Genomic DNA, 25,147 nt, shown 5'->3' with positions numbered 1-25,147 from the left:
CGGGGGCCCGTTCAGGGGTCACTCGCGGCCCGGCAGCGTGGTCACCGGTGCGGCGGGAGCGACGTCCACCCCCTTGGTCCGGGGGTCGCGCCGCTCCCGCCGCGCGACCCAGGTGGCGAACCAGGAGAGCAGCATGCACATGCCGATGTAGATCGGCGAGATGACGAGGACGACCGGGATGAAGGGCAGGTCGTAGTCGAGGTTGGAGGCGATCAGCTTGCCCGCGTGGAGGAACTCCTCGTAGGTGATGAGGTAGCCGAGCGAGGTGTCCTTCAGGGCGACCACCAGCTGGCTGATGATGGCCGGCAGCATCGCCCGGACCGCCTGCGGGACCAGGACCCAGGTCATCACCTGGGTCTTGCGCATGCCGAGCGCGTACGCCGCCTCCCCCTGCCCGCGCGGGACGGCGTGGACGCCGGTGCGGAAGACCTCGGCGAGCACCGAGCCGTTGTAGAGGGTGAGTCCGGCGACCAGCGCGGGCAGCGGCTGCACCTTGAGCGCCACGAAGATGAAGAAGATCATCACCAGCACGGGCATGGCGCGGAAGAACTCGACGAGCAGGGTGGCGGTCCAGCGCACCGGCCGGTGGTCGGAGAGCCGCCCGGTGGCGAGCAGCGCGCCGAGCGCCAGCGAGAACACGGCGGCGAGCCCGAAGGCCTTGAGGGTGTTGCCGAGCCCCTTGAGCAGCAGCTCCTGGATGCCCTCGTAGAGGAAGGGCCGCCACTTCACGGCGGTGAACTGGTCGGTGTCGAAGAGCAGGTAGAGGATCCAGGCGGCGATGCCGAGGATCACGACGGTGGAGGCCAGGCCGTAGAGGAGGTGGCGGCGGCGGGCCTGCGGGCCGGGGAGGTCGTAGAGGGCGCTGGCCCGCGGCGTGCGGCTCATCGGGCCACCCCCCAGCGCTTCTCCATCACGTTGAAGACGGCGCTGATGGAGAGGGTGATGATCAGGTAGCCGACGGCGATCCAGACGAAGGTCCAGATGATGTTGTATCCGAGTTCGCTCAAGGTCTTGTAGGTGCCCAGGAGTTCGGTGACGCTGAAGGCGCCGGCGATGGCGGAGTTCTTGGCGAGGGCGATCAGGGTGGAGCCGATCGGCGGGATCACCGAGCGGAAGGCCTGCGGCAGGACGACCGTGCCGAGGGTCTGGGTGAAGCTCATGCCGAGGCTGCGGGCGGCCTCGCCCTGTCCCACGGGCACGGTGTTGATGCCGGAGCGCAGCGCCTCGCAGATGAAGGCGGAGGTGTAGCAGCCGAGGGCGAGGACGGCGAACACCTCGAAGGGCAGCACGAGTCCGAAGCGGGGCAGGCCGAGCATCACCGCGAAGAAGAGCAGGGTGAGCGGGGTGTTGCGCAGGACGGTGACCCAGACCGTGCCGAAGACCCGGAAGGACCCGACGGGCGCGACCCGGAAGGCGGCCATGACGAACCCCAGGACGAGGGCGAGCGCCGAGGCGTAGACGGTGAGTTCGAGGGTGCCGAGGAAACCCTCGCCGTAGAGCGAGAAGTTCTCTGTCAGTACGTCCATGTCAGCGGTGGGGGTCCTCAGTTGGCCGGGTAGCGGTCGATGGGCGGCGGCGTGGGGGCGGGGACGCCGGAGAGGCCGAGGGTGGCGTCGTAGGCCTTCTTCCAGTCGCCGTTCTTCTCGTGCGCGGCGATGGCGTCGTCGAGGGCGAGGCGGAGCGCGGTGTCGCCGCGCGGCACGCCGATCCCGTACGGCTCCTTCGAGAACGGCTTTCCGGCGAGCTTCAGTTCGTCGGGGACCTTGGCGGCGTAGCCCATGAGGATGGTGTCGTCGGTGGTGACGGCGTCGACCTGGTAGGTGAGGAGGTTGTCGACGCAGATGGAGTAGGTGTCGTAGGCGACGAGTTCGGCCTTCGGGTACTCCTGCTGGATCCGCTGGTACGGGGTGGAGCCGGCGGCCGAGCAGACCCGCTTGCCGTCGAGGTCCTGCGGGCCGTGGATGTCGTCCTCGTCGGTGCGGACGAGGAGGGACTGGCCGGCCTGGTAGTAGGGGCCGGCGAAGCCGACGAGCTGCTTGCGCTTGTCGTTGATGGTGTAGGTGCCGACGTAGTAGTCGATCTGCCCGTTCTGCAGGGCGGTCTCGCGGTTGGCGGAGGCGATGGTGCGGAACTCGATGCCGCCCGGTTCGAAGCCGAGGGAGGCGGCCATCATCTTGGCGATCTCGATGTCGAAGCCCGAGTAGCGGCCGGTGGCGGGGTCCTTCTCGCCGAGGTACGGCTGGTCCTCCTTGGCGCCGACCACCAGGCGGCCGCGCTTCCTGGCCCGGTTCCAGGTGGAGGACTCCGGCAGCCGGAAGTCCGACTGGACGCGGTAGACGGGGAGTTGGTCGGGCTGCGGGCCCTTGACGGGCGGGCTGCCGGGGCGGCCGCAGCCGGCCAGCAGGGAGCCCGTGGCGGCGAGCAGCAGGGCGAGGGCGCCCAGGCGTCGGTGCGTGCGCTGCATGGTTCCCACCCCGGTCAGTGCGAGAGGATCTTGGAGAGGAAGTCCTTGGCGCGTTCGCTGCGCGGGGCGGTGAAGAACTCCTCGGGGGTGCGGTCCTCCAGGATCCGCCCGTCGGCCATGAAGACGACGCGGTGGGCGGCGGAGCGGGCGAAGCCCATCTCGTGGGTGACGACGACCATGGTCATGCCCTCGTGGGCGAGCTGCTGCATGACCTCCAGGACCTCGTTGATCATCTCGGGGTCGAGGGCGGAGGTCGGTTCGTCGAAGAGGAGCGCCTTGGGGTCCATGGCGAGGGCGCGGGCGATGGCGACGCGCTGCTGCTGGCCGCCGGAGAGCTGGGCGGGGTACTTGTCGGCGTGGGCGGCGAGGCCGACCCGGTCGAGGAGTGCGCGGGAGCGGCGGTCGGCCTTCTCCTTCCCGCGCCGGCGGACCTTGATCTGCGCCAGGGAGACGTTGTCGAGGACGGTCTTGTGGGCGAAGAGGTTGAAGGACTGGAAGACCATGCCGACGTCGGCGCGCAGCCGGGCCAGGTCCCTGCCCTCCTCGGGGAGGGGGCGGCCGTCGATGCGGATCTCGCCCGACTCGACGGTCTCCAGCCGGTTCATGGCCCGGCAGAGGGTGGACTTGCCGGAGCCCGACGGGCCGATGACGACGACGACCTCGCCGCGGCCGACGGTGAGGTCGATGCCCTGGAGGACGTGCAGCGTGCCGTAGTGCTTGTTCACGCCACGCAGTTCGATCAGCGGATCGACGGTCATGCGCTGCCCTGCCCCATTTCTCAGCGGTGTGCCGATGCGGTGTACCGATGCGGTGTGTCGAGACAGCGCAAACTATCCGCCGAAAAAAGGGACTTCACGCCCGACACGCACGAAAAGGGCAAGACGGGATTAGCCGTATTTACGTCACCGCTCGGCGGCCTCCGCGTACGCCTGGGACAGCTCGGGCGTACCGGTCATCGCCCACTCGACGCCGTACTCGACGACCGGGATCTCGCGGCCGGACTCCAGGACGACGACCGGACCGCCGTTCGGCCACACCTGCCAGTGGGCGCCCGGCACGGTGCGGACGATGACGGTGCCGAGGTAGAGCCCCGCGTCGTTGCCGACCCAGGGCAGTTCCTCGGGGTCGTCGCGCCAGCGCGGCGGGAGCTGGTCCAGCTCCTGCAGCGAGCGCGGGGTGTCGTCGAGGACGACGCCCGCCGACTCGACCCGGGAGCGGAGCAGCTCGCACTCGGCGAGCAGCTCCGTCAGGCCCTCCGGGTCACGGCCGAAGGCCGTGACCAGCGGGGAGGGGGCGGAATCCCGCCGCTTGCGCCAGTGGTCGAGAAACGGGATGTTCATCGCAACAGCGTCGCACCGTCACCCGCCGGTCCACCACCCGGCACGCGGAGATCGTCGGGGCGCCGGGCGGACCGCCCCGCGGTCAGAGGTCGAGGTCGACGACGACCGGGGCGTGGTCGGAGGCGCCCTTGCCCTTGCGCTCCTCGCGGTCGACGTAGCTGTCCTTCACGGCCTCCGCGAAGGACTTGTTGCCGTACACGAGGTCGATGCGCATGCCCTTGTTCTTGGGGAAGGCGAGCTGGCGGTAGTCCCAGTACGTGTACGGGTGGTCGTACTTGAGCGGGCGCGGGACGACGTCGGTGAGGCCGGTCCCGCGCAGGCCGGCGAGGGCCGCGCGCTCGGGCTCGGTGACGTGGGTGGCGCCCTCGAAGAGGGAGACGTCCCAGACGTCGGCGTCGGCCGGCGCGATGTTGTAGTCGCCGAGGACGGCGAAGGGGCGCTCGCCGGCCGCGTCCTCGCCGACGGCGGCCTTCAGGGCCTCCAGCCAGCGCAGCTTGTACGCGTAGTGCTCGTGGGTGATCTCCCGGCCGTTCGGCACGTAGACCGACCAGACGCGGACCGGGCCGCAGGTCGCGGAGATCGCGCGGGGCTCCTGCACCCCGTCGTACTCGGGACCGCCGGGCAGGCCGGTCACGACGTCCTCGAGGCCGACGCGGGAGAGGAGGGCGACGCCGTTCCACCTGCCGGTGGCGTTGACCGCCGACTCGTAGCCCAGCTCGCGCAGCTCGTCGGCGGGGAACTGCTCGGCGCCGCACTTGGTCTCCTGGATGCACAGCACGTCGGTGCCGCTGCTCTCCAGCCAGGCCAGCAGCCGGGGCAGCCGAGCGGTGATCGAATTGACGTTCCAGGTGGCGATGCGCATGGCGCCCAGCCTACTGGCGGGCACCGACAGCGGCCCGGATCCGGCTCACAGCTCGGCGGAGGCGCCGGAGGCGAGCCGCTGGTGGTCGGTGCCGCCGAGGGCGCCGATCTGCCGGTCGTAGATCGGCCGGGCCAGGTCGGTCAGGAGGGCGTCGTGGATGTCGTACGCCCGGCGCGGACCGACCTCGCGGACGTAGTCGATCACCTCGGAGATCTTGTTCCACGGCGCCATCACCGGCAGCAGCAGGGTGTCCACCGGGCGGCCGGGGACGGTGAGCGCGTCGCCGGGGTGGAAGACGGCGCCGTCGACGAGGAAGCCGACGTTGGTGACGCGCGGCATGTCCGGGTGGATCACGGCGTGCAGCTCGCCGTGGACCTCGACATCGAAGCCCGCGGCGGTGAAGGCGTCCCCGTGCCCGACGGTGTGCACCCGGCCGGGGAACGCGGCGGCGAGCTGGTCGGCGACACTGCGCAGGGTCCAGATCTCGGCGGCCGGGTTCGCCTCCAGCGCGGCGCGCAGCCGGCCCTCGTCGAAGTGGTCCGGGTGCTCGTGGGTGACGAGGAGCGCGTCGGCGCCGAGCCCGGCGTCCTCCTCCGTGAAGGCTCCCGGATCGAGGACGAGCGTGCGCCCGTCCTTCTCCAGCCGGACGCAGGCGTGGGACTTCTTCGTCAGCTTCACGGCCCCACCCTACGCCGGGCGTGCGGGCCCGGCCCGGGCGGACGCGGCCCCCGGACTACGCCGGCGGCGTGGTCTCCTCCGTGATGACGCGGCCGACCGTGCCGAGGGCGGTCTCGGCGGCGGGAAGGCCGCAGTAGACCGCGGTGTGGAGCACGATCTCGCGGATCTCGGCGGGCGAGAGGCCGTTGCGGAGGGCGGCGCGGGTGTGGTCGGCGAGCGCCTCGCGGTGGCCGCCGGCGACGAGGGCCGTGAGGGTGACGACGCTGCGGGTGCGCCGGTCCAGGCCCTCCCGGGCCCAGACCTCGCCCCAGGCGTAACGGGTGACGAGCTCCTGGAAGTCGGCGGCGTCCGCGTCGGCGAGCGCGCGGTCGACATGGGCGTCGCCGAGGATCTCGCGGCGGAGCCCGAGCCCCTTCTCGTACGGGTCGGGGCGGGCGGCCGGGGCCTCCTCCCCGTCCTCGGGGGCGGCCGGGGCGGCGACGGGCTCGGCGACGGCCGGGGCGGGGACCGGCGGCGGGACGGCGAGGGTGCCGCTCGTCTCGTGGGAGATCGCCGAGAAGTGCTCCAGGAGCAGGTCCGTGACGGCGGCCGGCTGCTCGACGGGGGCGAGGTGGGAGGCGCCCGGGACGACGGCCAGCTTGGCGTCGGCGATGCCGGCGACGAGGGTGCGGGCCTCGGCGGGGCCGGTGACCCGGTCCTCCGAGCCGACCAGGACGAGCGCGGGCACCCCGATGGAGCCGAGGGCGGCCCGTACGTCGAAGACCGCGAGGGCCTCGCAGGCGGCGACGTAGCAGGCGGCGTCGGTGGTCCGCACCATCTGGACGGCCCAGTCGACGATGGCGGGCTGGTTGGCGGCGAAGTGCGGGGTGAACCACTGCTCGGGCGCGGTGCGGGCCATCGGCTCCAGGCCGTTGGCGCGGACCACGACGCCGCGCTGGCGGAACTCGTCGGCGGTGCCGAACCGCGGCGCGGTGGCGACCAGGGCCAGGGAGGCGACCCGGTGCGGGGCGCGCAGGGCGAGGTCCAGGCCGACGGCGCCGCCGAGGGAGCAGCCGGCGTAGCCGAAGCGCTGGACCCCGAGGGCGTCGAGGGTGGCGAGGACGCGGTCCCCGAGCTCCGCGACGGAGGTGAAGGGCTGCGCGGGCGCACCGCCGTGGCCGGGCAGGTCGAAGCGGACCACCCGCCGGTCCCGGACCAGCTCGGGGACCTGGCGGTCCCACATGTGGAAGGTGGTGCCCAACGAGGGGCCCAGGACCAGGACGGGCGCGTCCTCGGGGCCGTCGACTCGGTATTGCAGGGTGTTCGTCGGTGTCTCGCTCACTCGCCCGACCCTCTCATCTCTTCCGCCCCGCCGGACCGCCGGGGCGGAATTTCACCGCCGGAGGACGGAGGACGAGAGGGCGGGCGGCGGGCGGCGGGGTCAGTGGCCGCGGCGGATCCGGGCGGCCCTGCGGGCCTCGGCCAGCTTCCGTTCCTCGGCGGACCGGCGGGACTCGTTCCTGGCGCGGCCGGGCTTGCCGGGGACGGTGCCCATGCCGCGGAACTGCGCGCCGCCGCGCCTGGGGCGCTCGGTGCTGGGGGCGCTGCCGTCGACGGGGACGCCGGAGGGGGCCCTGGCGCCGGTGAGGCGGGTGAGTTCGGCCTCGCCGGAGCGGACCTGGGTGACCCGGGGGCGGAGCCCGGCGTCCGCCATGAGGCGGAGCACGTCCTTGCGCTGGTCGGGCAGGACCAGGGTGACCACGGTGCCGGAGCCGCCGGCGCGGGCGGTGCGGCCGCCGCGGTGGAGGTAGTCCTTGTGGTCGGCGGGCGGGTCGACGTTCACGACGAGGTCGACGTCGTCCACGTGGATGCCGCGGGCGGCGACGTTGGTGGCGACGAGGACGGGCACCTCGCCGCTGCGGAACCGCTCCAGGGTGCGGATGCGCAGCGGCTGCGACTTGTCGCCGTGCAGGGCGGCGGCGCGGACGCCGCTGCCGCGCAGGTGGGCGGTGAAGCGGTCAACGGCCGCCTTGGTCGCCAGGAACATGATCACGCGGCCATCGCGGGCGGCGATCTCGGTGGCGGTGGCGAACTTGTCGGCGCCGTGCACCTGGAGGACGTGGTGCTCCATGGTGGTGTGGGCGGCGGCCGAGGGGTCGACCGAATGGACGACCGGGTCGTGCAGGTAGCGCTCGACCAGGAGGTCGACGTTCTTGTCGAGGGTGGCGGAGAACAGCATCCGCTGGCCCCCGTCGCGGACCAGGTCGAGCAGGCCGGTGACCTGGTCCGTGAAGCCCATGTCGGCCATCTGGTCGGCCTCGTCGAGGACGGTGATCTCCACCCGGTCGAGCCGGGCGTCCTTGCGCTCGACGAGGTCCATGAGGCGGCCGGGGGTGGCGATGACGACCTCGGCCCCGTCGCGCAGGGCGGTGGCCTGCCGGCCGATCGACATGCCGCCGACGACGGTGGCGAGCCGCAGCTTCAGCGCGCCGGCGTACGGGGCGAGCGCGTCGGTCACCTGCTGGGCCAGCTCGCGGGTGGGCACGAGCACCAGCGCGCGGGGCTTGCGCGCCTCGGCCCGGCTGCCGGCGAGCCGGGCCAGCAGCGGCAGCCCGAAGGCGAGCGTCTTGCCGGACCCGGTCCGGCCGCGCCCGAGCACGTCCCGCCCGGCGAGGGCGTTCGGCAGGGTGGCGGCCTGGATCGGGAAGGGCGTCTCGACCCCCTGGGCGGTGAGCAGTTCCCGTACCTCGGCGGGCAGCCCGAGCTCGTCGAAGGAGGCGACGGGGGGCAGGGCCGGGGTGTGGCCGACCGGCTGCGCGAAGTCGTCCTTGGAGGCGGCGGGGCGGGGGCTGTGGTCCGGGCGGGAGGAACGGTTCATGGGGTCCATTGTGGGTGAAGGAGGACGGTCGGGGCCCCGGAGGCGGGGTGCGGGGGCGGCCCCCGCACCGGGGAGGGTGTTTCCCCGCACCGGGGAAGGTGCTCCCCCCGCACCGGCGAGGGTGTTTCCCCGCCCCGGGGAAGGTGCTTCCCCCGCACCGGCCACGGGCCCGCCGCCTGTCCGGGGCGCCGGCTCAGTCGATCGTTCCGGCGCCCGCCGGGCCGTCGGCGGGGGGCGCCGCCGCGGGGCCGAGGGCCCCGGTGAAGACGCGCATCGCCTCGGCGAGCTCCTCGCCGCTCGGCGCCTTCTCCGGGTCGAGGAGCCACTGGAGGCCCAGGCCGGAGACGAGGGCGAGGTGGAAGGAGCCCACCAGCCACATCGTCCGGTCGGTGGCGGTGTCGCCGAGGTGGGCGGCGAGCGGGGCAGCCAGGGCCACGCGGGCCCGTTCGTACATCTCGGCCAGCTGCTCGCGGAGCCCGGGGACGCGGTCGGCCTGGGCGAACGCCTCGACGCTGGCGAGCAGGAGGGGGCGGTGGGTCACGAAGAACTCCGTGACGCGCTCCCAGGCCGCGTCGACCGTGGGGTCGGCGGCCTCCTCCAGGATCCGGCGCAGCTCCTGCCCCCATTCCTCGAACGCTTCGATCACCGCCGCGCTGAGCAGCGCCTCCTTCGAGCCGAAGTGGTAGCCGATCGAGGCGAGATTCGCACCGGAGGCGGCGACGATGTCGCGCGCGGTGGTGCGGGCGTACCCGCGTTCGTACAGGCATTTCTTGGCACCGACCAGCAGGTCCTCTCGATTTCCCACGCCTGGATCCTAGCCCTGGCCGCACATGTGTCACAGACGCGCGTATCAGACATTCGTCTCTCACCTCCGTCTCAGACGGACCTTCCAGACGCATGATCTATACGCTTGTACTAGACGCACGTATCAGACGTACGTATGGTTCAGTGCCATGAACCCAGCTACCCCACGTGCCGCCCGCAAGGCCTGGTTAGGTCTCGCCGTCCTGGTGCTCCCCGTCCTCCTGGTCTCCCTCGACATGCACGTCCTGTCGTACGCACTGCCGATGATCAGCGCTTCTCTGGAGCCCAGCAGCTCCCAGCTGCTGTGGATCATCGACATCTACCCGTTCATGCTCGCGGGGCTGCTGCTGACGATGGGCACGCTCGGTGACCGGATCGGCCGCCGGAAACTCCTGCTCTTCGGCGCCGCCGCCTTCGGCATCGCGTCCGCGTGCGGCGCCTACTCGGACAGCGCGGAGATGCTGATCGCGACCCGGGCGCTGCTCGGCATCGGTGGCGCGACGCTGATGCCGTCGACGCTCTCCCTGATCCGCAACATGTTCCACGACGACGGGCAGCGCCGCGTGGCCATCGCGGTGTGGACCGGCGCCTTCGCCGCCGGCGCCATGCTCGGCCCCCTCATGGGCGGCGCCCTCCTGGAGCACTTCTGGTGGGGCTCGGTCTTCCTCGTCAACCTGCCGGTCATGGCGCTGCTCGTCCTGCTCGCGCCGGTGACGCTGCCGGAGTCCAGGGACCCGGACCCCGGTCCGTTCGACCTGCTCAGCGCGGTCCTGTCGCTGGCGGCGATGCTGCCGGCCATCTACGGCGTGCAGCACATCGCCCAGGACGGCGTCAGCGTCACGCCGCTCGTCGTCATGGCGGCCGGCCTGTTCCTCGGGTACGTCTTCCTCCGCCGCCAGAAGTCGCTCGCGCAGCCGATGCTGGACGTGAAGCTGTTCCGCGGCAAGGGCTTCACCGCCTCCGTCACGGCGAACACCCTCGGCGTCTTCTCGATGGTGGGTTCCAGCCTCTTCACCACCCAGTACCTCCAGATGGTGGCCGGCGTGCGGCCGTTCGTCGCCGGCCTGTACGCCCTCCCGGCGGCCGGCGCCGCCATGACCGCCGCCGCCCTCGCCCCGATCGTCGTCCGGCGGGTCCGCCCCGCGTTCGTCGTCGGCGCGGGCCTCCTCATCGGCGCCGTCGGCTTCGTCCTCCTCGGGCGGCTCGACGGCGGCACCGGGGTCGCCGCCCTGGTGGCCGGAACGGCGACGATGGCCGGTGGCATCACCCTCGTCCTGACCATCTCCTCCGACATGATCATCGCCACCGCCCCGCCGGAGAAGGCCGGCACGGTCTCGGGCCTCTCGCAGATCGCCACCGAGTTCGGCGGCGCGCTCGGCATCTCGGTCCTCGGCAGCGTCGGCACCGCCGTCTACCGCTCGGATCTCGCGGAGAACGCCCCCGGCGGCCTCGAACCGACCCTCCTGGAGTCCGCCCGGGACACCCTGGGCAGCGCCCTCGACGTCGCCGCCCGCCTCCCGCGGGACCCGGGCGAGGCGCTGGCCGCCGCGTCCCGCGCCGCCTTCACCCACGGCCTCCAGATCGCGATGTACACCGCCGCCGGCCTGCTGGCCCTGATGGCCCTGCTCGCCTTCACCCTGCTGCGCCGGGTCCGCGTCGGCGCCCGGGCCGAGCCCGTCGGCGGCACCCCGCCCCGGCCGGCCGGCCGGCCCCGGCCCGCGGCGGCCGCCCACGCGGCGCCGGGCGCCCCGGAGCACGGCGCCCCGACCGGGTACGGCACGGGGGGACGGCAGGGCCCTAGCCACCGCCGGGACGGAGAACGGTCCGCCCCGCGGTGACCCGAACGGGCGCGGGTGCCGGGCCGGTTCGCCGCCCCCTCCGGGGCGGCCTGTCCCGCCCCGGCCCGGCACCCGGCCCCGGCGGTCTCAGGGGCTGGTCGTGGAGACCGCGAAGACGCGGGGGAAGGCCGGGTCGGTGAGGTCGACGGTGAGGTCGGTGGACGGGCGGGGGTCCTCGCGGTCGACGGTGGTGCCCGACCAGGCGAGGCCCTCGGGGAAGGTCCAGCCGACGATGCCGGCGTCCCGGTCGGAGACGGTGATCCGGCCGGGGGCGAGCGCGGAGCGGCCGGTGCCCGATTCGGCGAGGAAGGCGTCGAGGCCGGTCGCCGTGGTGGTGAACTGCACGTACAGCCGACTGGTCTTCCAGTTGCTGGTCTCGTAGTAGGCGACGCCGGAGGCGCCCGCGGGGACGGGGACCTCGAAGACGCGGCGCTTCATCAGCGAGGGCCAGTTGTCCTGGAGGCCGACGACGGAGGACTCGCGCTCCTTGTCGATGCCGCTCTCCCGGCTCTGGCCCGCGGAGATCACCAGGTAGCCGGCGGGGATGCCGACGAGCAGGACGATGATGACCGCCGTCAGCCAGCGGCGGCGGATCATGCGGCCCCGGTGCTCCGGCAGCCGGCCCTCGGGCGGCCGCTGCTCGGGAAGCAGCTCCTCGGGGGGTCCGGCCGGCGGACCGGCGGGCGGGTGGTGCAGGGTCATGAGCCGGGGTCCTCGGGGGTGCGGGAGCCGCGCCCGTGGGTGCCGGGGCGGAAGGCCTGCGCGTAGCGCTCGTACCGCTCGTAGCGCTCCACCCGGCGCCGGTTCGCGCGGCGGAAGCGGCGGGCGACGAGCCGGGCGAGGTCGGCGGCGCCGACCATGCCGGCCTCGGGGCCGAGCTGGGCGCGGGTGATCCGGGCCTCGGGGCGGTAGCCGCGGCCGGTGAGGTGACGGCGGAAGGCGTCCCTGGCGGGGCCGATGAGCAGGTCGTCGGCGGCGGAGACGCCGCCGCCGACGACGAAGCAGGAGGGGTCGAGGGCGGCGGCGAGGTTGGCGATGCCGACGCCGAGCCACTGGCCGATGTCCTGGAGGAGCTCGACGCACATGGCGTCGCCCTCGCGGGCCAGCTCGGTGATGAGGGGGCCGGTGATCTCCGGGACGTTCCCCTTGACCCGGTCGATGATGTTGTACGCCACCGGGGAGTCGGCGGCGGCCAGCTCGCGGGCCTCGCGGACCAGGGCGTTGCCTGAGCTGTACTGCTCCCAGCAGCCGCGGTTGCCGCAGGGGCAGCGGTGGCCGCCGGGCACGACCTGCATGTGGCCGAACTCGCCGGCGACGCCGTACTTGCCCCGCTTGACCCTGCCGTCCTCCAGGATGGCGCCGCCGATGCCCGTACCGAGGGTGATCATGACGAGGTGGTCCTCGCCGCGTCCGGCGCCGAAGCGCCATTCGGCCCAGGCGGCGGTGTTCGCGTCGTTGTCGACCATGACGGGGACGGCGAGCCGGTCCTGGAGGGCGTCCCTGAGGGGTTCGTTGCGCCAGGCGAGGTGGGGGGCGAAGAGGACGCGGGCCCGGTCGGCGTCGACCCAGCCGGCGGCGCCGATGCCGACGGCGTGCACGTCGTGCCGGTCGGAGAGGTCCAGGACCAGCTCGACGATGGTGTCCTCGACGACCTTGGGGCTCTTGGACTTGTCGGGGGTCTCGGTGCGGATCTTCTCCAGGATGGTGCCGTCGGCGTCGACGACGCCCGCCATCACCTTGGTCCCGCCGATGTCGATGCCCACCGTCGGCACCCGGGGCGCCGACAGGTGGGAGCGCCGCTCGCGGGTGCCGACGGTCCGCAGGACGCCGCCCCGGGCGGCCGGGTCACGGTAGGTGTTCATCGGGTCGATTCTGCCAGGAGGGGCGTCGGGTCCGCGTGATGAGACCCCGGGGCGGGTCACGGGCCGGCGGGCCGCTCCAGCTCGTGGCGGAGGTCGTCGAGCTCGCTGCCGCCCGCCATCTGGCGGGTCAACTCGTCGAGCGTCACCGAGTCCTTGGTGTGGCTCGCGGCCATCACCCCGCGCTTGAGCAGCACGAACCGGTCGCCGACGAGGTAGGCGTGGTGGGGGTTGTGGGTGATGAGGACCACGCCGAGGCCCTGGTCGCGGGCGGCGGCGACGTACTTGAGGACGACGCCGGACTGCTTGACGCCGAGGGCGGCGGTCGGCTCGTCGAGGACGAGGACCTTGGCGCCGAAGTGGACGGCGCGGGCGATGGCCACGCACTGGCGCTCGCCGCCGGAGAGGGTGCCGATGGGCTGGTCGACGTCCCGGAGGTCGATGCCCATGCGGAGCAGCGCCTCGCGGGTGGTGGTCCGCATCAGCCCGGTGTCGAGCCGCTTGAGGGGGCCCTTGCCCCTCGTCGGCTCGGAGCCGAGGAAGAAGTTCCGCCAGACCGGCATCAGGGGGACGACGGCGAGGTCCTGGTAGACGGTGGCGATGCCCCGGTCGAGGGCGTCGCGCGGGTTGGCGAGGGAGACCTCCTCGCCCTCGACGCGGAAGGTGCCGGCGTCGTGCCGGTGCAGTCCCGCGACGATCTTGATGAGGGTGGACTTGCCGGCACCGTTGTCGCCGAGGACGCAGGTGATCTCGCCCGCCCGGACCTCCAGGGAGACCCCTTCGAGGGCGCGGATGTTGCCGTAGTACTTGCTGACGTCGTCCAGCTGCACCAGCGGAGCGGTGTCGGTCGTCACTTGGTGGCCTCCACGCGCTTGCGGATCCAGGCGTTCAGCAGGGTCGCGAGCAGCAGCATCGCCCCCAGGAAGAACTTGAACCAGTCGGGGTTCCACTCGGCGTAGACGATGCCCTTGCTGGTCATGCCGAAGATGAGGGCGCCGACGGCGGAGCCGATGGCCGAGCCGTAGCCGCCGGTGATGAGGCAGCCGCCGATGACGGCCGCGATGATGTAGACCAGCTCGTTGCCGACGCCCTCGCCGGACTGCACCACGTCGAAGGAGAAGAGCAGGTGCTGGCCGGCGATCCAGGCGCAGAAGGCCACGCCCGTGTAGAGGCCGATCTTGGTGCGGTGGACCGGGACGCCGACCGCGCGGGCCGCGTCGGCGCCGCCGCCGACGGCGAAGATCCAGTTGCCGAAGCGGGTGCGGAGCAGGATCCAGGTGGCCACCGCCACCAGGCCGATCCACCACAGGATGGTGACCTTCAGCTCGACGCCGCCGACGGTGAGGGTGGAGGCGAAGACGGAGTGGGCGGAGGGGAAGCCCTCCATGTCGGCGATCGACTTGGTGGAGACGGTGCCGGTGATCAGCTTGGTGAGGCCCAGGTTCAGGCCGGTGAGCATGAGGAAGGTGCCGAGCGTGATGATGAAGCTGGGCAGTTTCGTCCGGGTCAGCATGAAGCCGTTGAAGGCGCCGATGGCCAGGGTGACCAGGAGCGAGACGCCGACCCCGACCCACACGTTCGCCGTCATCTGGTAGCTGAACATCGAGGAGACCAGCGCCGAACTGGTCACCAGGACGCCGGCGGAGAGGTCGAACTCGCCGCCGATCATCAGCAGGGCGACGGGGACGGCCATGATGCCGAGGGTGGAGGCCGCGTAGAGGACGGTGCCGAGGCTGGAGGGCCGCAGGAAGCCGTCGGCTGCGACCGCGAAGAAGACGAAGACGGCGAGCGCGCCGACGACCGAGCCCAGTTCGGGGCGGGCCAGGAGCTTCTTCAGCGGGGTGGTGCGCAGGAGGCGTTCGTCGACGTGGTCGACGCCGTCGCCTCCCGCGGGAGGTGCGGTGGCGCTCATCGGGTCCCCCGCTCCGTGTACTTCTTCAGCTCGGCGGCCTGGTCCTCGGTGATGATCTGCGGTCCGGTGAGGACGGGCTTGCCGCCGCCGAGGACGTCGGCGTTGTAGCGGTAGAGCCAGAGCAGGTCGACGGCCTCGTAGCCCTGGAGGTAGGGCTGCTGGTCGACGGCGAAGCCGAGGGTGCCGTCGGCGAGGGCGGTGGCGACCTTGGCGTTGAGGTCGAAGGTGTCGACCTCGGCCTCGCTGCCGGCGCTCTTCGCGGCCTGGACGGCGGCGTCGGCGAAGGGGGCGCCGAGGGTGACGACGGCGTCGACGTCCTTGTCGGCCTGGAGCTTGGCCTCGATGGACGCCTTCACGTCGGGCATGTTGGTGCCGTCGACGTAGAGGTTGACCAGTTCGCCGCCGAAGGTCTCCTTGGTGCCGGCGCAGCGCTGCTCGTGGCCGACGTTGCCCTGCTCGTGCAGGACGCAGAGGGCCTTCTTCCGGCCGCGCTTCGTCAGCTCCTCGCCGACGGCCCGGCCGGCGACGGTCTCGTCCTGGCCGATGTGGGTGAGGGCGCCGAAGGCCTTGGACTGCTCGGCGCCGGAGTTCACGGTGATCACCGGGATGCCGGCCTTGACGGCCTTCTCGACGGCGGCCTTCATGGCGTCGGGCTTGGCGAGGGTCACGACGAGCCCGTCGACGCCCTTGGCGACGTACGAGTCGATCAGCTGCGCCTGCTGCTGGGCCTCGTCGCTGTGGGCGTAGAGGAAGTTGACGTTGTCCTTGGCGGCGGCCTGTTCTGCGCCGTTCTGGACGATGTCCCAGAAGGTGTCCCCGTCACCCGAGTGGGTCACCATCGCGAAGGTCCAGCGGGGGGTGTCCACGGCCGGCCGGCCCTGGGCCGCGGCCGCCTTGCGGGCGTCCTCCGCCCGCTTGCCGCCCGTGCTGCTGCACCCGGCGAGCGCTCCCGTGAGCGCGAGTGCGAGCACGGCGCCGAGCGCGGCGCGTACCCCTCCTGTCCGAAGCCTGGTCACGAGGCCGTGCCCTCCTTTGTGTCCTTCTGCGTGCATTGCAGTATCGGTCATGCGGGTTCCGCCGCTCGTCAGGGGGCCCTACCCCGCTCCGGGGGGACCTACGTACGGACCATCGGGGGCGGCGCCGAGGGGCGGCGGCGGGGCGCGGCGGGGTGACCTTGACACCGCCCCGACGGGCGGCCCACGGTGGGGCCATGCGCATCGGACTCATCGGTACGGGCCGGATCGGGAGCTTCCACGCGGGGGTGCTCGCCCGGCATCCGGGGGTCGGCTCGCTGGTCCTCGCCGACGCCGACGCGGCGCGGGCGGCGGCGGTGGCGGCGGCGGTGGGCGCCGAGGCCGTGCCGGACGCGGCGGCGCTGCTCGGCCGGGGCCTGGACGCGGTGGTGATCGCGTCGGCGACGGCCGCGCACGCGGAGCTGATCGCCCGGGCCGCGCGGGCGGGCCTGCCGGCCTTCTGCGAGAAGCCGATCGCCCTGGACGTGCCGGGCACGCTGGCCGCGCTGGCGGCGGTGGCGGAGGCGGGCACCGCGCTCCAGCTGGGCTTCATGCGCCGCTTCGACGCCGGCTACCGCGCGGCCCGGGAGGCCGTCCGGGCGGGCCGGCTGGGGAGGCTGCACACGGTGCGGACGGTGACCTCGGACCCGGAGCCGCCGCCCGCCGCGTACCTGCCGCTCTCCGGCGGCCTCTTCCGGGACTGCGTGGTCCACGACGTCGACGCCGTGCGCTGGGTGACCGGCCGGGAGGTCGTGGAGGTGTACGCGCGGGGTGCGGACGCGGGCCCCGCGATGTTCCGCGAGGCCGGGGACGTGGACACGGCCGCCGCGCTGCTCGTCCTGGACGACGGCACGCTGGTGACGGCGACCGCGACCCGCTGCAACGGCGCCGGCTACGACGTGCGGATGGAGCTGGCGGGCGACCGCGACCAGCTGGTGGTGGGCCTGGACGAGCGCACCCCGCTCACCTCGCTGGAGCCGCAGTCGGCCGCTCCCCCGCCCAAGCCGTGGCCCGGATTCCTGGAGCGCTTCGCGCCCGCGTACGAGGCGGAGCTGGACTCCTTCGTCCGGCTGGTGCGCGGCGAGGGCCCCAACGCGTGCGACGGCCGTGAGGCCCTGGCGGCGCTGCGGGTCGCGGACGCGTGCGAACGCTCCCGGCGGGAGGGCCGCCCGGTGCGGGTGGACGGATAGCGGCGGGTCCTATCCGACCGCGCGGACGGTGCCCTGGGCGAGGGCGCAGAGGGTTTCGGCGCCGTCCTCGCCGACGGTGAGCAGTTCGCAGCGGACGACGGCCTGGCGGCGGCCGGCGTGGAGGACCTCGGCGCGGGCGCGGAGGGTGGTGCCGACGGCTGGGCGGACGTAGTCGATGGAGTAGCCGGCGGTGAGGACGGCGGGGCCGAGGACGGCGCCGGCGGCGAAGGTGATCGCGTTGTCGGCGGCGTACGAGAGGACTCCGCCGTGCACGAAGCCGTTCTGCTGGAGCAGGTCCTCCCGGATCGGGAGCTCCAGGGTGGCGCCGCCGTCGCCGAAGGCGCTGACGTCGGCGCCGAGGAGGCGGCTGAACGGCTGGGCCCGCAGGATCTCGCGCGCCGTGGACAGGGCGTCGGTGGTGGTGGTCACCCGCGCCACCCTACTCGCCGGTAAGCCCCGGTGGGCCGTCTTCGAGGAGACCGGCGTCGTGGACCAGGAGGGCGATCTGGACCCGGTTGTTGAGGCCCAGCCCGGCGAGCAGCCGGGAGACGTACGTCTTCACGGTGGGGACGCTCATGTACAGCTCGGCGGCGATCTCCGCGTTGGAGGCGCCGCGGCCGACGGCGACGGCCACCTCCCGCTCGCGGCCGGCGAGTCCGGCGAGGCGCTCGGCGGCGGCGGTCCGCCGGGGCGGGGTCTCCGGCCGTCCGGCGACCTGGTGCATCAGCCGGCGGGTGACGGCCGGGGAGAGGACGGGGTCGCCGGCGGCGACCCGGCGGACGGCGGCGACGATCTCGGCGGGCGGGGTGTCCTTGAGGACGAAGCCGGAGGCCCCGGCCCGCAGCGCGCGCAGCACCTGCTCGTCGGCGTGGAAGGTGGTCAGGACGATCACCTCGGGGGCGCCGGGGCGGGCGCGCAGCCGCTCGGTGGCGGTGAGCCCGTCGACGCGCGGCATGCGGATGTCCATGAGGACGACGTCGGGGGCGAGCCGGGCGACGAGGTCGGGGACCTCGCTGCCGTCGGAGCCCTCCCCGACGATCTCGATGGACTCGGCGCCGCCGAGCATCAGGGCGAGGCCCGCGCGGACCAGGGGGTCGTCGTCGACGACGAGCAGCCGGATGGTCATGCGGGCCACGGTAGCCAGGCGGTGAGGGAGAAGCCGCCGCCGGGGTCCGGTCCGTGGTCGAGACGGCCGCCGGCGAGGGCGGCCCGCTCGGAGAGGCCGATGAGGCCCTGGCCGGAGCCGGGGACGTGCGGGACCGGTCCGCCGGGTGCCGGGTTGCGGACCTCGACGGTGAGGCCGTCGCCGGGCCGGCCGCGCAGGGTGACGGTGACCGGGGCGCCGGGGGCGTGCTTGCGGGCGTTGGTGAGGCCCTCCTGGGCGATGCGGTAGGCGGTGCGGCCGGTGGCGGCGGGCACGGAGCCGGGGTCGTCGACCGCGGAGTGCAGGACGACCTCCGTACCGGCCTCGCGGGACTCGTCGACGAGCGCGCCGAGGGTGGCGAGGGTGGGCTGGGGCCGGTCGCCGCCGCCGTTCTCCTCCCCCGGGGCGCGCAGCACGCCGATGATCTCGCGCAGGTCCTGGAGGGCGTCGTGGGCGCTGTCGCGGATGACGCCCGCGGCGCGGGCGATCTGCTCGGGCGGGGCGTCGGGCCGGAACTCCAGGGCGCCGGCGTGGACGCTGAGCAGGGTGAGCCGGTGGGCGAGGACGTCGTGCATCTCGCGGGCGATGGCCTCGCGGGCCAGCCGCTGGGCCTGGGCGGCCCTCAGCTCGGCCTCCGACTCGGCCCGTTCGGCGCGCTCGCGCAGCGCCTCGACGAGCTGGCGGCGGGCCCGGACGAGCATGCCCCAGGCGGTGACGAGGAGGGTGAGGGAGACGCCGAGGAGGATCCCGAGGACGGCGCCGGTCTCGGGGTCGGGCCGGACGAAGACGGTGGCGACGGCTCCGGCGAGGGCGAGTCCGACGATCCAGGCGATGTCCCGGAAGGGGCGCCGGACGGCGACGCTGAAGAGGCTCGCGAGCATGGCCCCGGCGGCGGCCGGGACGAGGGCGCCGGCGACGGCGAGCGCGGCGGCGAGCCCGGCGGGCCACCGGCGGCGCAGCCAGAGCGCGCCGCAGGCGAGGGCGCCGAGGATCTGGTCGGTCAGGTTGACGGCGTCGCTGTTGTAGCGGGCGCTGGTGTCGATGGCGACGAGCCCGAAGAGCGCGGCGAGGAGGAAGACCAGGGTGTCGACGACCCAGTCGCGCACGGTGCGGCGCGGCCGGGCGGCGCCGGTCCCGCCCGGTTCGACCAGGTGGGAGGGGAGCAGCCAGCGCTGCCGGTCCGTACGCGTCATATCCGCAATGTACGCAGACGGGGGCCCGCCGCACCGGTCCGCGGCGCCCGTCCGCGACCGAAGTCGCACGGATCGGTACTTCGGTCGCGGGCGGCCGGTACCTCGGTCGCGGGACGGTGGACCGGAGGAGGACGCGGCGGGCCCCGCGGCCCGCCGATGATCCTCACATGAGGAGATTTCTCGAGGTGACCGGCTTCCTGCTCTGCGTCTTCGGGGTCTGCGGGGTGATCCGCGAGCTGACGGACGGCTGGTTCTCGTTCATGGGCGCGACGCGCTTCCTGACCGAGAACGTGGGGTTCCTCGCGGGCCGGGAGGTCTTCACGAACATCGTGATCGCCGTCCTCGGCCTGGTCCTGATGGTCGTCTCCGACCGGGTGGAGGGGAAGGGCTGATCCGGGCGCGGGGACCGCGGGGCGGGCCGCCCGTCGCGGCCGGGGCCTATCGGGCGTCCGTGTCGGCGCTGCGGCGGCCCCAGGCCGTGCCGCCGAGGACCAGGACGGCGCCGGCCAGCCCGAGGGCGCCCGGGCGGTCGCCGGCGAGCGCGACGCCGGCGAGGGCGGCCCACAGCGGCTCCGTACCGAGCAGCAGGCTGACCCGGGACGGGGAGGTGCGGCGGACGGCCCACATCTGCACGAAGAAGGCGAAGAGCGTGCAGAAGACGGAGAGGAAGAGCAGTCCGGCCCACTCGCGGGGGCCGAAGTCCGCCGCGGCCGCCCAGGGGGTGACGCCGCCGCCGGCGGCGGCGAGGACGGCGAAGAGGAGGACGGCGGTGCCGAGCTGGACGGTGGTCAGGGAGAGCGAGTCGGCGGTGCGGACCGCCTTGATCCGGGCCATGGCCAGGACGTGCGCGGTCCTGGCCACCGCCGCCAGGAGGATCAGCAGGTCGCCCGGGGAGGGCGCGGTGAAGCCCGCGCCCTGCGTCAGCAGCACGACGCCGGCGACGGAGAGTCCGGCGGCGCCGAGGAAGCCGCGCGAGGGCCTCCTTCCGGTGACGGCGGCCTCGGCGAGCGGGGTGAGGATCATGGTGAGGCTGATGATCAGGCCCGCGTTGGTGGCCGAGGTGTGGACGACGCCGTAGGTCTCCAGGAGGAAGATCCCGGCGAGGATCGCGCCGAGCAGGGCGGCGCCCCGCCACTGCGCGCCGGTCAGCGCCCGCAGTCCGCGCCACCCGGCGGCGACCAGGACGGGCACCACCACCGCGAAGCGCAGCACGAGGACGGCGACGACGGTGTGGCCGGTGGTGATGCCCTTGGCGGCGAGGTAGCTGCCGCCCCAGAAGACGGCGACGAGCAGCAGCGGCAGGTCGGTGAGCCAGGCGCGGCGCCGGGCGGCGAAGGGCGCGGGGGCGGGGTACGGCGAAGCGGACGAAGCGGCCATGTCGGTCCGGGTCTCCAGGTCTGCTGACGGGGTGGAGACTTCGGCGGCTCGCACGCGGAGCGATCACCGTACCCGGCGGTGCCGGTGGTGACTACACAAATCTTCCGGGTCCGCTCAGGCGTAGCTGCCGTACTCCGGGCGGCCCGTGCGCTCGTACGTGTGGAGGGCGACGCCCGCGCCGGTGACGGCCGTCTCGGTGAGCCGGAAGGCGGTCGGGCGGGCCCCCTCGGCGAAGAGCCGGCGGCCGCTGCCGAGGACGACCGGGAAGACGTGCAGGTGGAGGGTGTCGATGAGGTCGTGGTCGAGGAGCGTGCGGGCGAGTCCGGCGCTGCCGTGCATCTGGATCTCGCCGTCGAGGCTCTCCTTGAGCGCGGCGACCTCCTGGACGACGTCGCCGCGCAGCAGGGTGGTGTGCTCCCAGTCGGCGGAGTCGAGGGTGGTGGTGGCGACGTACTTGGGCAGGGCGTTGAGCTTGCTCGCGACGGGGTCGGACGGGTCGGTCCGCTTCGGCCAGTAGCCCGCGAAGATGTCGTAGGTGCGGCGGCCCAGGAGGAAGGCGGTGGGCCGGGCGAAGATCTCGTCGATGCGGCGGCCGAAGTCCTCGTCGCCGAAGGGCACGGACCAGCCGCCGTGCTCGAAGCCCCCGCTGCGGTCCTCGTCGGGGCCGCCCGGAGCCTGGTGGACGCCGTCGAGGGTGAGGAACTGGGTGAGGCTCAGGGTGGCCATGGCGGATGCCTTTCGTCGTGCGCTTCCTTCGTCTTCCACCGGTGTCGACCGCGCCGGGCGGCGGAACTCATCGGTCCGCGGCGAACGCGATGTCCGATGGCCGCCAGCGCGGCTTCCCCGCCCCGAGTTTCCTTGAATCCGCAAGCAGTTGTGCGATCCGAGGAGGCAGGGAGCGATGTCCACGATGAACGGAACGGCGGTGCTGGTGACGGGCGGCAGCCGCGGCATCGGCGCGGCGACGGCGGTGCGGCTCGCCCGGGAGGGCGCCGACGTGGCCTTCACCTACGTACGCGACGGGGCGGCGGCGAAGGAGGTCGCGGCCCGCATCGAGGCGGCCGGCCGGCGGGCCCTGCCGCTGCGCGCCGACGCGGCCGACGCCGGGGACGCGACGGGCGCGGTGCACCGGGCGGCGGACGACCTGGGGCGGCTCGACGTCCTGGTCAACAATGTCGGCGTCGGCGTCCTCGGCCCGCTCGCCGGGCTGACCCTCGCCGATGTGGACCGGGTGCTCGCGGTGAACGTCCGCGCGGCCTTCCTGGCCTGCCAGGCGGCGGCGGAGCGGCTCCCGGACGGCGGCCGGATCATCACGATCGGCACCTGCATGACCCGGCGGGTGCCGGGCCCCGGCGGCACGCTCTACACCCTGAGCAAGTCCGCCCTGACGGGCCTGAACCGGGCGCTGGCGCGGGAGCTGGGCGGGCGCGGGATCACGGCGAACATCGTCCACCCGGGCCCGGTCGACACGGACCTCAACCCGGCGGACGGCCCGTACGCGGCGGACCAGGCGGCCATGACGGCCCTGGGCCGCTTCGGCACGCCGGACGAGGTGGCCGCGGCCGTCGCCTATCTGGCGGGCCCGGACGGCCGGTACGTGACGGGCGCCGAACTGTCGGTGGACGGCGGCCACGCGGCCTGACGGCGGAATCGGCGGGGCGGGCGCGGTCGGGTTCGCGGGCCCGGCGCCCGGCGGCGGGCCGAACCGGAAGGAAGGGGGCGCGAGGGCGCACCGGTGCTGTCGGGCCGGTGCGCCCTCGCGGGCCGGGCGGGGTGTCGTACCCGCCCAGTCGGGGGCCCGGAGGGGTCTCCGGGCTCGTGCCGGGGGCCGGTCGGTGTCGGCCGGCCGGGCCCCCGGAGTCGTACGGCCCCGGTCAGCCGCCCAGCTCCTGGTGGCGGGCGGTGAGCCGGGCCGCGCCCGCCTCGGTCAGGGAGCCGAAGAGGCGGAGGCGGGAGATGCCGCCGTCCGGGTAGATGTCGATCCGCACCCGGGAGCCGACGGCCGGCGCGTCGAGCACGAAGCGGTGGTTGGTGTCGGGCTGGAGGCGGGTCCGGGGCAGGATCTCGGTCCAGTCGTCGGAGCCCTCGGCGGCCACGGAGAGCGCGGCCCAGCCGGCGCTGTTGCCCTTGAGGTAGGCGGTGTCGATCTCGACGGCGCGGATCGCGGCCTCGGCGACGAGGGAGTAGCGGATCCAGTCGTTGCCCTTGTCGCGGCGGCGGCGGGTCTCCCAGCCGTCGTCCATCTTGCGGGAGCGGCCGGGCTGGATGGTGTTGGTGGCCGGCGAGTAGAAGCGGTCGGAGGCGTCCTCGACCTGGCCGCCGTTCTCCAGGGCGGCGAGGTCGAAGGTGCCGAGGACGTCCAGCCACGCCGGGTCGGGGGCGACCTCGCCGTACACGCGGAGCCGGGCGATGCCGCCGTCGGGGTGCTGGTTGACGCGGAGGTGGGTGAAGCGCTGCTCGACGTCGACGGCGAAGCCGTTGGCGGCGTGGCCGCCGATGGCGGTGCGCGGGACGAGGGTCGTCCACTTCACGTCGTCGGCGAGCAGGTCCTCGGGGGAGGGCGAGCCGGGGACGGAGGTGGCCTCGACGGAAACGGCCTGCGGGTAGTTGCCGCGGAAGTGGGCGGTGTCGACGACGATGCCGCGGATCACGCCGGGGGCGCCGAGCCGGACGAGGGCCCAGTCGTGGTCCTCGGCGGTCGGGTGCGGCTCGGCGGCCGAGACGCCGCGCCGGCGGCGGGTCTCCCAGCCGTCCATGATCTTGCCCTTGTGGCCGAAGTGCTCGGGGTCGAACTCGGCGGCCTCGGGCTTCAGCAGGTTCTCGCGCTCGGCGAAGAACTCGTCGTTGGCGGCGATGACGCCGGCGCCGAGGCGGCGGTCGGCCAGGTCCGCGTACTGGGTGAAGGGGAACTCGGCCGTGCGGTAGTCGGCGTACGGGTCGCCGCCGCCGTACGGGCTGGCGTCGCCGGTGAAGGAGGGTATGCCGGTGCTCACGGGTCAGTTGTTCCTTTCGAGGAGGCGGCCGGAGGGCTCGGCCAGGGTGCCGTGGTCGTTGATCCGCTCGCCGCGCAGCCAGGTGGACTTCACGACGCCGTGGAGGGTCTTGCCCGCGTAGGCGGTGATGCGGTTGCGGTGCTGGAGCTCGACCGGGTCGACGGTGAAGGTGGCGTCGGGGTCGATCACGGCGAAGTCGGCGTCCTTGCCCGGGGCGATGGCGCCCTTGCGGTCCAGGCCGGCGAGGCGGGCGGGGCCGGCGGACATCCAGCGCACCACGTCCTCCAGGGAGTGGCCCCGGCGGCGGGCCTCGGTCCAGATGGCGGGCAGCCCGAGCTGGAGGGAGGAGATCCCGCCCCACGCGGAGGCGAAGTCCGGCGTCTTGAGGTCGGCGGTCGACGGCGAGTGGTCGGAGACGATGCAGTCGATGACGCCGTCGGCGAGCCCCTGCCACAGCGCGTCCTGGTTGACGGCCTCGCGGATCGGCGGGCAGCACTTGAACTCGGTCGCCCCGTCCGGGATCTCCTCGGCCGTCAGGGTGAGGAAGTGGGGACAGGACTCGACGGTGACCTTGACGCCCTCGGCCTTGGCGGCGGCGATGAGCGGCAGCGCGTCGGAGGAGGACAGGTGCAGGACGTGGACGCGGGCGCCGAGCCGGCGGGCCTGGTCGATGAGGTTCGCGATCGCGGTGTTCTCGGCGTCCCGGGGCCGGGAGGCGAGGAAGTCGGCGTACTGGGACGAGGACTTCTGCGGGGCGGCGGCGAGGTGGTGCGGGTCCTCGGCGTGCACGATCATCAGCCCGTCGAAACCGGCGATCTCGGCGAGGGAGCGGGCCAGCTGCTCCTGGTCCAGCTCGGGGAACTCCTCGACGCCCGACGGCGACAGGAAGCACTTGAAGCCGTAGACGCCCGCGTCGTGCAGGGGGCGGAGGTCCTTGACGTTGTCCGGCAGCGCGCCGCCCCAGAAGCCGACGTCGACGTGGGCCTTCGCCCGGGCGACCTCCTGCTTGGTGCGCAGGTTCTCCACCGTCGTGGTCGGCGGCAGCGAGTTCAGCGGCATGTCGACGATGGTCGTGATGCCGCCGGCGGCGGCCGCGCGGGTGGCGGTCCAGAAGCCCTCCCACTCGGTGCGGCCGGGGTCGTTCACGTGGACGTGCGAGTCGACGAGGCCGGGGAGGACGACGTCGTCGCCGACGTCTTCCAGGACCGCTCCGGCGGGCGGCTCGGAGTCGTACGGCAGGACCGCCGCGATCGTTCCGTCCGAGACGGCGATGGCCGCCGGCCGTGTGCCCTCCGGGGTGACCACCCGGGTCGAGCGCAGTACCAGGTTGACGTCCACCATGCCCCTTTCCGTTCCGCTTCGGGGAAGCGAAAATTCAACGAACTGTTGAAGGAGTCTGCGGCCGGGACGACATGCCGTCAAGAGTGGGTCCCTCCGGGTGGAACCCGGCCCGACTCGCTTGGATGTTTCCACAAAGTGGAATCCATATTTCGTACAGTAGAAGGTAGCTCCGCACAGGCGGGGCGGTCCAGACCCCCGCCGAGCAGCCGCCGACAACGGACAAACACCCCGCTGACCGGCCGGGACGCCGGGCCCCGCACACTGTGCCCGGCCCGGCGGCCC

General features: G+C 73.6%; 26 protein-coding genes. 4 read left to right on the top strand and 22 right to left on the bottom strand.

Annotation, left to right across the window (positions count from 1 at the left end; genetic code table 11):
- Positions 1-18: 18 nt before the first annotated feature.
- The 10 genes from ACFW6A_RS10225 to ACFW6A_RS10180 all read right to left on the bottom strand — a co-directional run bounded on the left by ACFW6A_RS10225 (position 19) and on the right by ACFW6A_RS10180 (position 9,006).
- Positions 19-885, bottom strand: a complete 867-nt coding sequence (locus ACFW6A_RS10225; protein WP_351850721.1) for an amino acid ABC transporter permease — start codon at positions 883-885, stop codon at positions 19-21.
- Positions 882-1,526: an amino acid ABC transporter permease gene (locus ACFW6A_RS10220; protein WP_351850719.1), complete on the bottom strand. Its 645-nt coding sequence runs from the start codon at positions 1,524-1,526 to the stop codon at positions 882-884. The genes ACFW6A_RS10225 and ACFW6A_RS10220 overlap by 4 nt, the downstream gene beginning before the upstream one ends.
- Positions 1,527-1,543: 17 nt before the next feature.
- Positions 1,544-2,464 carry a glutamate ABC transporter substrate-binding protein gene (locus ACFW6A_RS10215; RefSeq protein WP_351850718.1) on the bottom strand — a complete coding sequence of 307 codons (921 nt, stop codon included), beginning with the start codon at positions 2,462-2,464 and terminating at the stop codon, positions 1,544-1,546.
- Positions 2,465-2,478: 14 nt separating this feature from the next.
- Positions 2,479-3,222 carry an amino acid ABC transporter ATP-binding protein gene (locus ACFW6A_RS10210; RefSeq protein ID WP_351850716.1) on the bottom strand — a complete coding sequence of 248 codons (744 nt, stop codon included), beginning with the start codon at positions 3,220-3,222 and terminating at the stop codon, positions 2,479-2,481.
- 144 nt (positions 3,223-3,366) lie between these two features.
- On the bottom strand, positions 3,367-3,804 hold the full coding sequence (locus ACFW6A_RS10205; RefSeq protein WP_351850714.1) for a DUF6278 family protein: 438 nt from the start codon (positions 3,802-3,804) through the stop codon (positions 3,367-3,369).
- 82 nt (positions 3,805-3,886) lie between these two features.
- Positions 3,887-4,666: an exodeoxyribonuclease III gene (locus ACFW6A_RS10200; RefSeq protein WP_386478553.1), complete on the bottom strand. Its 780-nt coding sequence runs from the start codon at positions 4,664-4,666 to the stop codon at positions 3,887-3,889.
- A 45-nt stretch (positions 4,667-4,711) separates the two neighbouring features.
- The gene (locus ACFW6A_RS10195) at positions 4,712-5,344 is read right to left on the bottom strand and encodes an MBL fold metallo-hydrolase (RefSeq protein ID WP_351850710.1); all 633 of its coding nucleotides are present in this window, start codon (positions 5,342-5,344) and stop codon (positions 4,712-4,714) included.
- A gap of 55 nt (positions 5,345-5,399) precedes the next feature.
- Positions 5,400-6,665 (bottom strand): alpha/beta fold hydrolase, encoded by a 1,266-nt coding sequence (locus ACFW6A_RS10190; RefSeq protein ID WP_386478556.1) that lies wholly within the window; start codon positions 6,663-6,665, stop codon positions 5,400-5,402.
- A gap of 99 nt (positions 6,666-6,764) precedes the next feature.
- Positions 6,765-8,201 (bottom strand): DEAD/DEAH box helicase, encoded by a 1,437-nt coding sequence (locus tag ACFW6A_RS10185; RefSeq protein WP_386639789.1) that lies wholly within the window; start codon positions 8,199-8,201, stop codon positions 6,765-6,767.
- A gap of 193 nt (positions 8,202-8,394) precedes the next feature.
- The gene (locus ACFW6A_RS10180) at positions 8,395-9,006 is read right to left on the bottom strand and encodes a TetR/AcrR family transcriptional regulator (RefSeq protein WP_351850706.1); all 612 of its coding nucleotides are present in this window, start codon (positions 9,004-9,006) and stop codon (positions 8,395-8,397) included.
- 148 nt (positions 9,007-9,154) lie between these two features.
- Here ACFW6A_RS10180 and ACFW6A_RS10175 point away from each other — a divergent pair, with 148 nt between their 5' ends.
- Positions 9,155-10,843, top strand: a complete 1,689-nt coding sequence (locus tag ACFW6A_RS10175; RefSeq protein ID WP_386639785.1) for an MFS transporter — start codon at positions 9,155-9,157, stop codon at positions 10,841-10,843.
- A gap of 87 nt (positions 10,844-10,930) precedes the next feature.
- On the opposite strand, the gene ACFW6A_RS10170 is transcribed toward ACFW6A_RS10175, so the two are convergent.
- Genes ACFW6A_RS10170 through ACFW6A_RS10150 form a run of 5 tightly spaced genes read right to left on the bottom strand, consistent with a single transcriptional unit; the run spans position 10,931 to position 15,630 of the window.
- Positions 10,931-11,545 (bottom strand): hypothetical protein, encoded by a 615-nt coding sequence (locus ACFW6A_RS10170; RefSeq protein WP_386639782.1) that lies wholly within the window; start codon positions 11,543-11,545, stop codon positions 10,931-10,933.
- Positions 11,542-12,705, bottom strand: coding sequence for an ROK family glucokinase (locus ACFW6A_RS10165; RefSeq protein ID WP_386639779.1), 1,164 nt, complete (start codon positions 12,703-12,705; stop codon positions 11,542-11,544). Before ACFW6A_RS10165 ends, ACFW6A_RS10170 begins: the two co-directional genes overlap by 4 nt.
- Before the next feature lie 56 nt (positions 12,706-12,761).
- Positions 12,762-13,556, bottom strand: a complete 795-nt coding sequence (locus ACFW6A_RS10160) for an ATP-binding cassette domain-containing protein (RefSeq protein WP_351850701.1) — start codon at positions 13,554-13,556, stop codon at positions 12,762-12,764.
- Positions 13,553-14,614 (bottom strand): ABC transporter permease, encoded by a 1,062-nt coding sequence (locus ACFW6A_RS10155; RefSeq protein WP_351850700.1) that lies wholly within the window; start codon positions 14,612-14,614, stop codon positions 13,553-13,555. Before ACFW6A_RS10155 ends, ACFW6A_RS10160 begins: the two co-directional genes overlap by 4 nt.
- Positions 14,611-15,630: a sugar ABC transporter substrate-binding protein gene (locus ACFW6A_RS10150; RefSeq protein WP_351850699.1), complete on the bottom strand. Its 1,020-nt coding sequence runs from the start codon at positions 15,628-15,630 to the stop codon at positions 14,611-14,613. The genes ACFW6A_RS10155 and ACFW6A_RS10150 overlap by 4 nt, the downstream gene beginning before the upstream one ends.
- Before the next feature lie 194 nt (positions 15,631-15,824).
- Here ACFW6A_RS10150 and ACFW6A_RS10145 point away from each other — a divergent pair, with 194 nt between their 5' ends.
- The gene (locus ACFW6A_RS10145) at positions 15,825-16,817 is read left to right on the top strand and encodes a Gfo/Idh/MocA family oxidoreductase (RefSeq protein ID WP_386639776.1); all 993 of its coding nucleotides are present in this window, start codon (positions 15,825-15,827) and stop codon (positions 16,815-16,817) included.
- A 9-nt stretch (positions 16,818-16,826) separates the two neighbouring features.
- Here the strand turns inward: ACFW6A_RS10145 and ACFW6A_RS10140 are convergent, their stop codons facing one another.
- Genes ACFW6A_RS10140 through ACFW6A_RS10130 form a run of 3 tightly spaced genes read right to left on the bottom strand, consistent with a single transcriptional unit; the run spans position 16,827 to position 19,154 of the window.
- Positions 16,827-17,246, bottom strand: a complete 420-nt coding sequence (locus tag ACFW6A_RS10140) for a PaaI family thioesterase (protein WP_351850695.1) — start codon at positions 17,244-17,246, stop codon at positions 16,827-16,829.
- A 10-nt stretch (positions 17,247-17,256) separates the two neighbouring features.
- On the bottom strand, positions 17,257-17,943 hold the full coding sequence (locus ACFW6A_RS10135; protein WP_351850694.1) for a response regulator transcription factor: 687 nt from the start codon (positions 17,941-17,943) through the stop codon (positions 17,257-17,259).
- A complete protein-coding gene (locus ACFW6A_RS10130; protein WP_386639772.1) occupies positions 17,940-19,154 on the bottom strand; it encodes a sensor histidine kinase in 1,215 nt (404 codons plus the stop codon). The genes ACFW6A_RS10135 and ACFW6A_RS10130 overlap by 4 nt, the downstream gene beginning before the upstream one ends.
- 167 nt (positions 19,155-19,321) lie before the next feature.
- Here ACFW6A_RS10130 and ACFW6A_RS10125 point away from each other — a divergent pair, with 167 nt between their 5' ends.
- The gene (locus ACFW6A_RS10125; protein ID WP_386639769.1) at positions 19,322-19,546 is read left to right on the top strand and encodes a hypothetical protein; all 225 of its coding nucleotides are present in this window, start codon (positions 19,322-19,324) and stop codon (positions 19,544-19,546) included.
- A gap of 46 nt (positions 19,547-19,592) precedes the next feature.
- On the opposite strand, the gene ACFW6A_RS10120 is transcribed toward ACFW6A_RS10125, so the two are convergent.
- Together ACFW6A_RS10120 and ACFW6A_RS10115 are read right to left on the bottom strand one after the other, a co-directional pair.
- Positions 19,593-20,531: a DMT family transporter gene (locus ACFW6A_RS10120; protein ID WP_386640000.1), complete on the bottom strand. Its 939-nt coding sequence runs from the start codon at positions 20,529-20,531 to the stop codon at positions 19,593-19,595.
- Between the two features lie 114 nt (positions 20,532-20,645).
- A complete protein-coding gene (locus ACFW6A_RS10115; RefSeq protein WP_386639766.1) occupies positions 20,646-21,257 on the bottom strand; it encodes a dihydrofolate reductase family protein in 612 nt (203 codons plus the stop codon).
- 175 nt (positions 21,258-21,432) lie between these two features.
- Between ACFW6A_RS10115 and ACFW6A_RS10110 the strand changes: the two genes are divergently transcribed.
- Positions 21,433-22,173 (top strand): SDR family oxidoreductase, encoded by a 741-nt coding sequence (locus ACFW6A_RS10110; RefSeq protein ID WP_386639763.1) that lies wholly within the window; start codon positions 21,433-21,435, stop codon positions 22,171-22,173.
- 232 nt (positions 22,174-22,405) lie between these two features.
- Here ACFW6A_RS10110 and alc read toward each other — a convergent pair whose 3' ends face one another.
- Both alc and allB read right to left on the bottom strand, forming a co-directional pair.
- Complete coding sequence (alc, locus tag ACFW6A_RS10105) at positions 22,406-23,524, bottom strand: allantoicase (protein WP_351850687.1); 1,119 nt, start codon at positions 23,522-23,524, stop codon at positions 22,406-22,408.
- A gap of 3 nt (positions 23,525-23,527) precedes the next feature.
- Positions 23,528-24,865: an allantoinase AllB gene (allB, locus tag ACFW6A_RS10100; RefSeq protein WP_351850686.1), complete on the bottom strand. Its 1,338-nt coding sequence runs from the start codon at positions 24,863-24,865 to the stop codon at positions 23,528-23,530.
- Positions 24,866-25,147: the final 282 nt, after the last annotated feature.

Source organism: Streptomyces sp. NPDC058758 (assembly GCF_042746075.1).
Lineage (GTDB): Bacteria > Actinomycetota > Actinomycetes > Streptomycetales > Streptomycetaceae > Streptomyces.
Note: the sequence above shows the minus strand (reverse complement) of the source record. Positions and strands in the feature narration are given on the sequence as shown.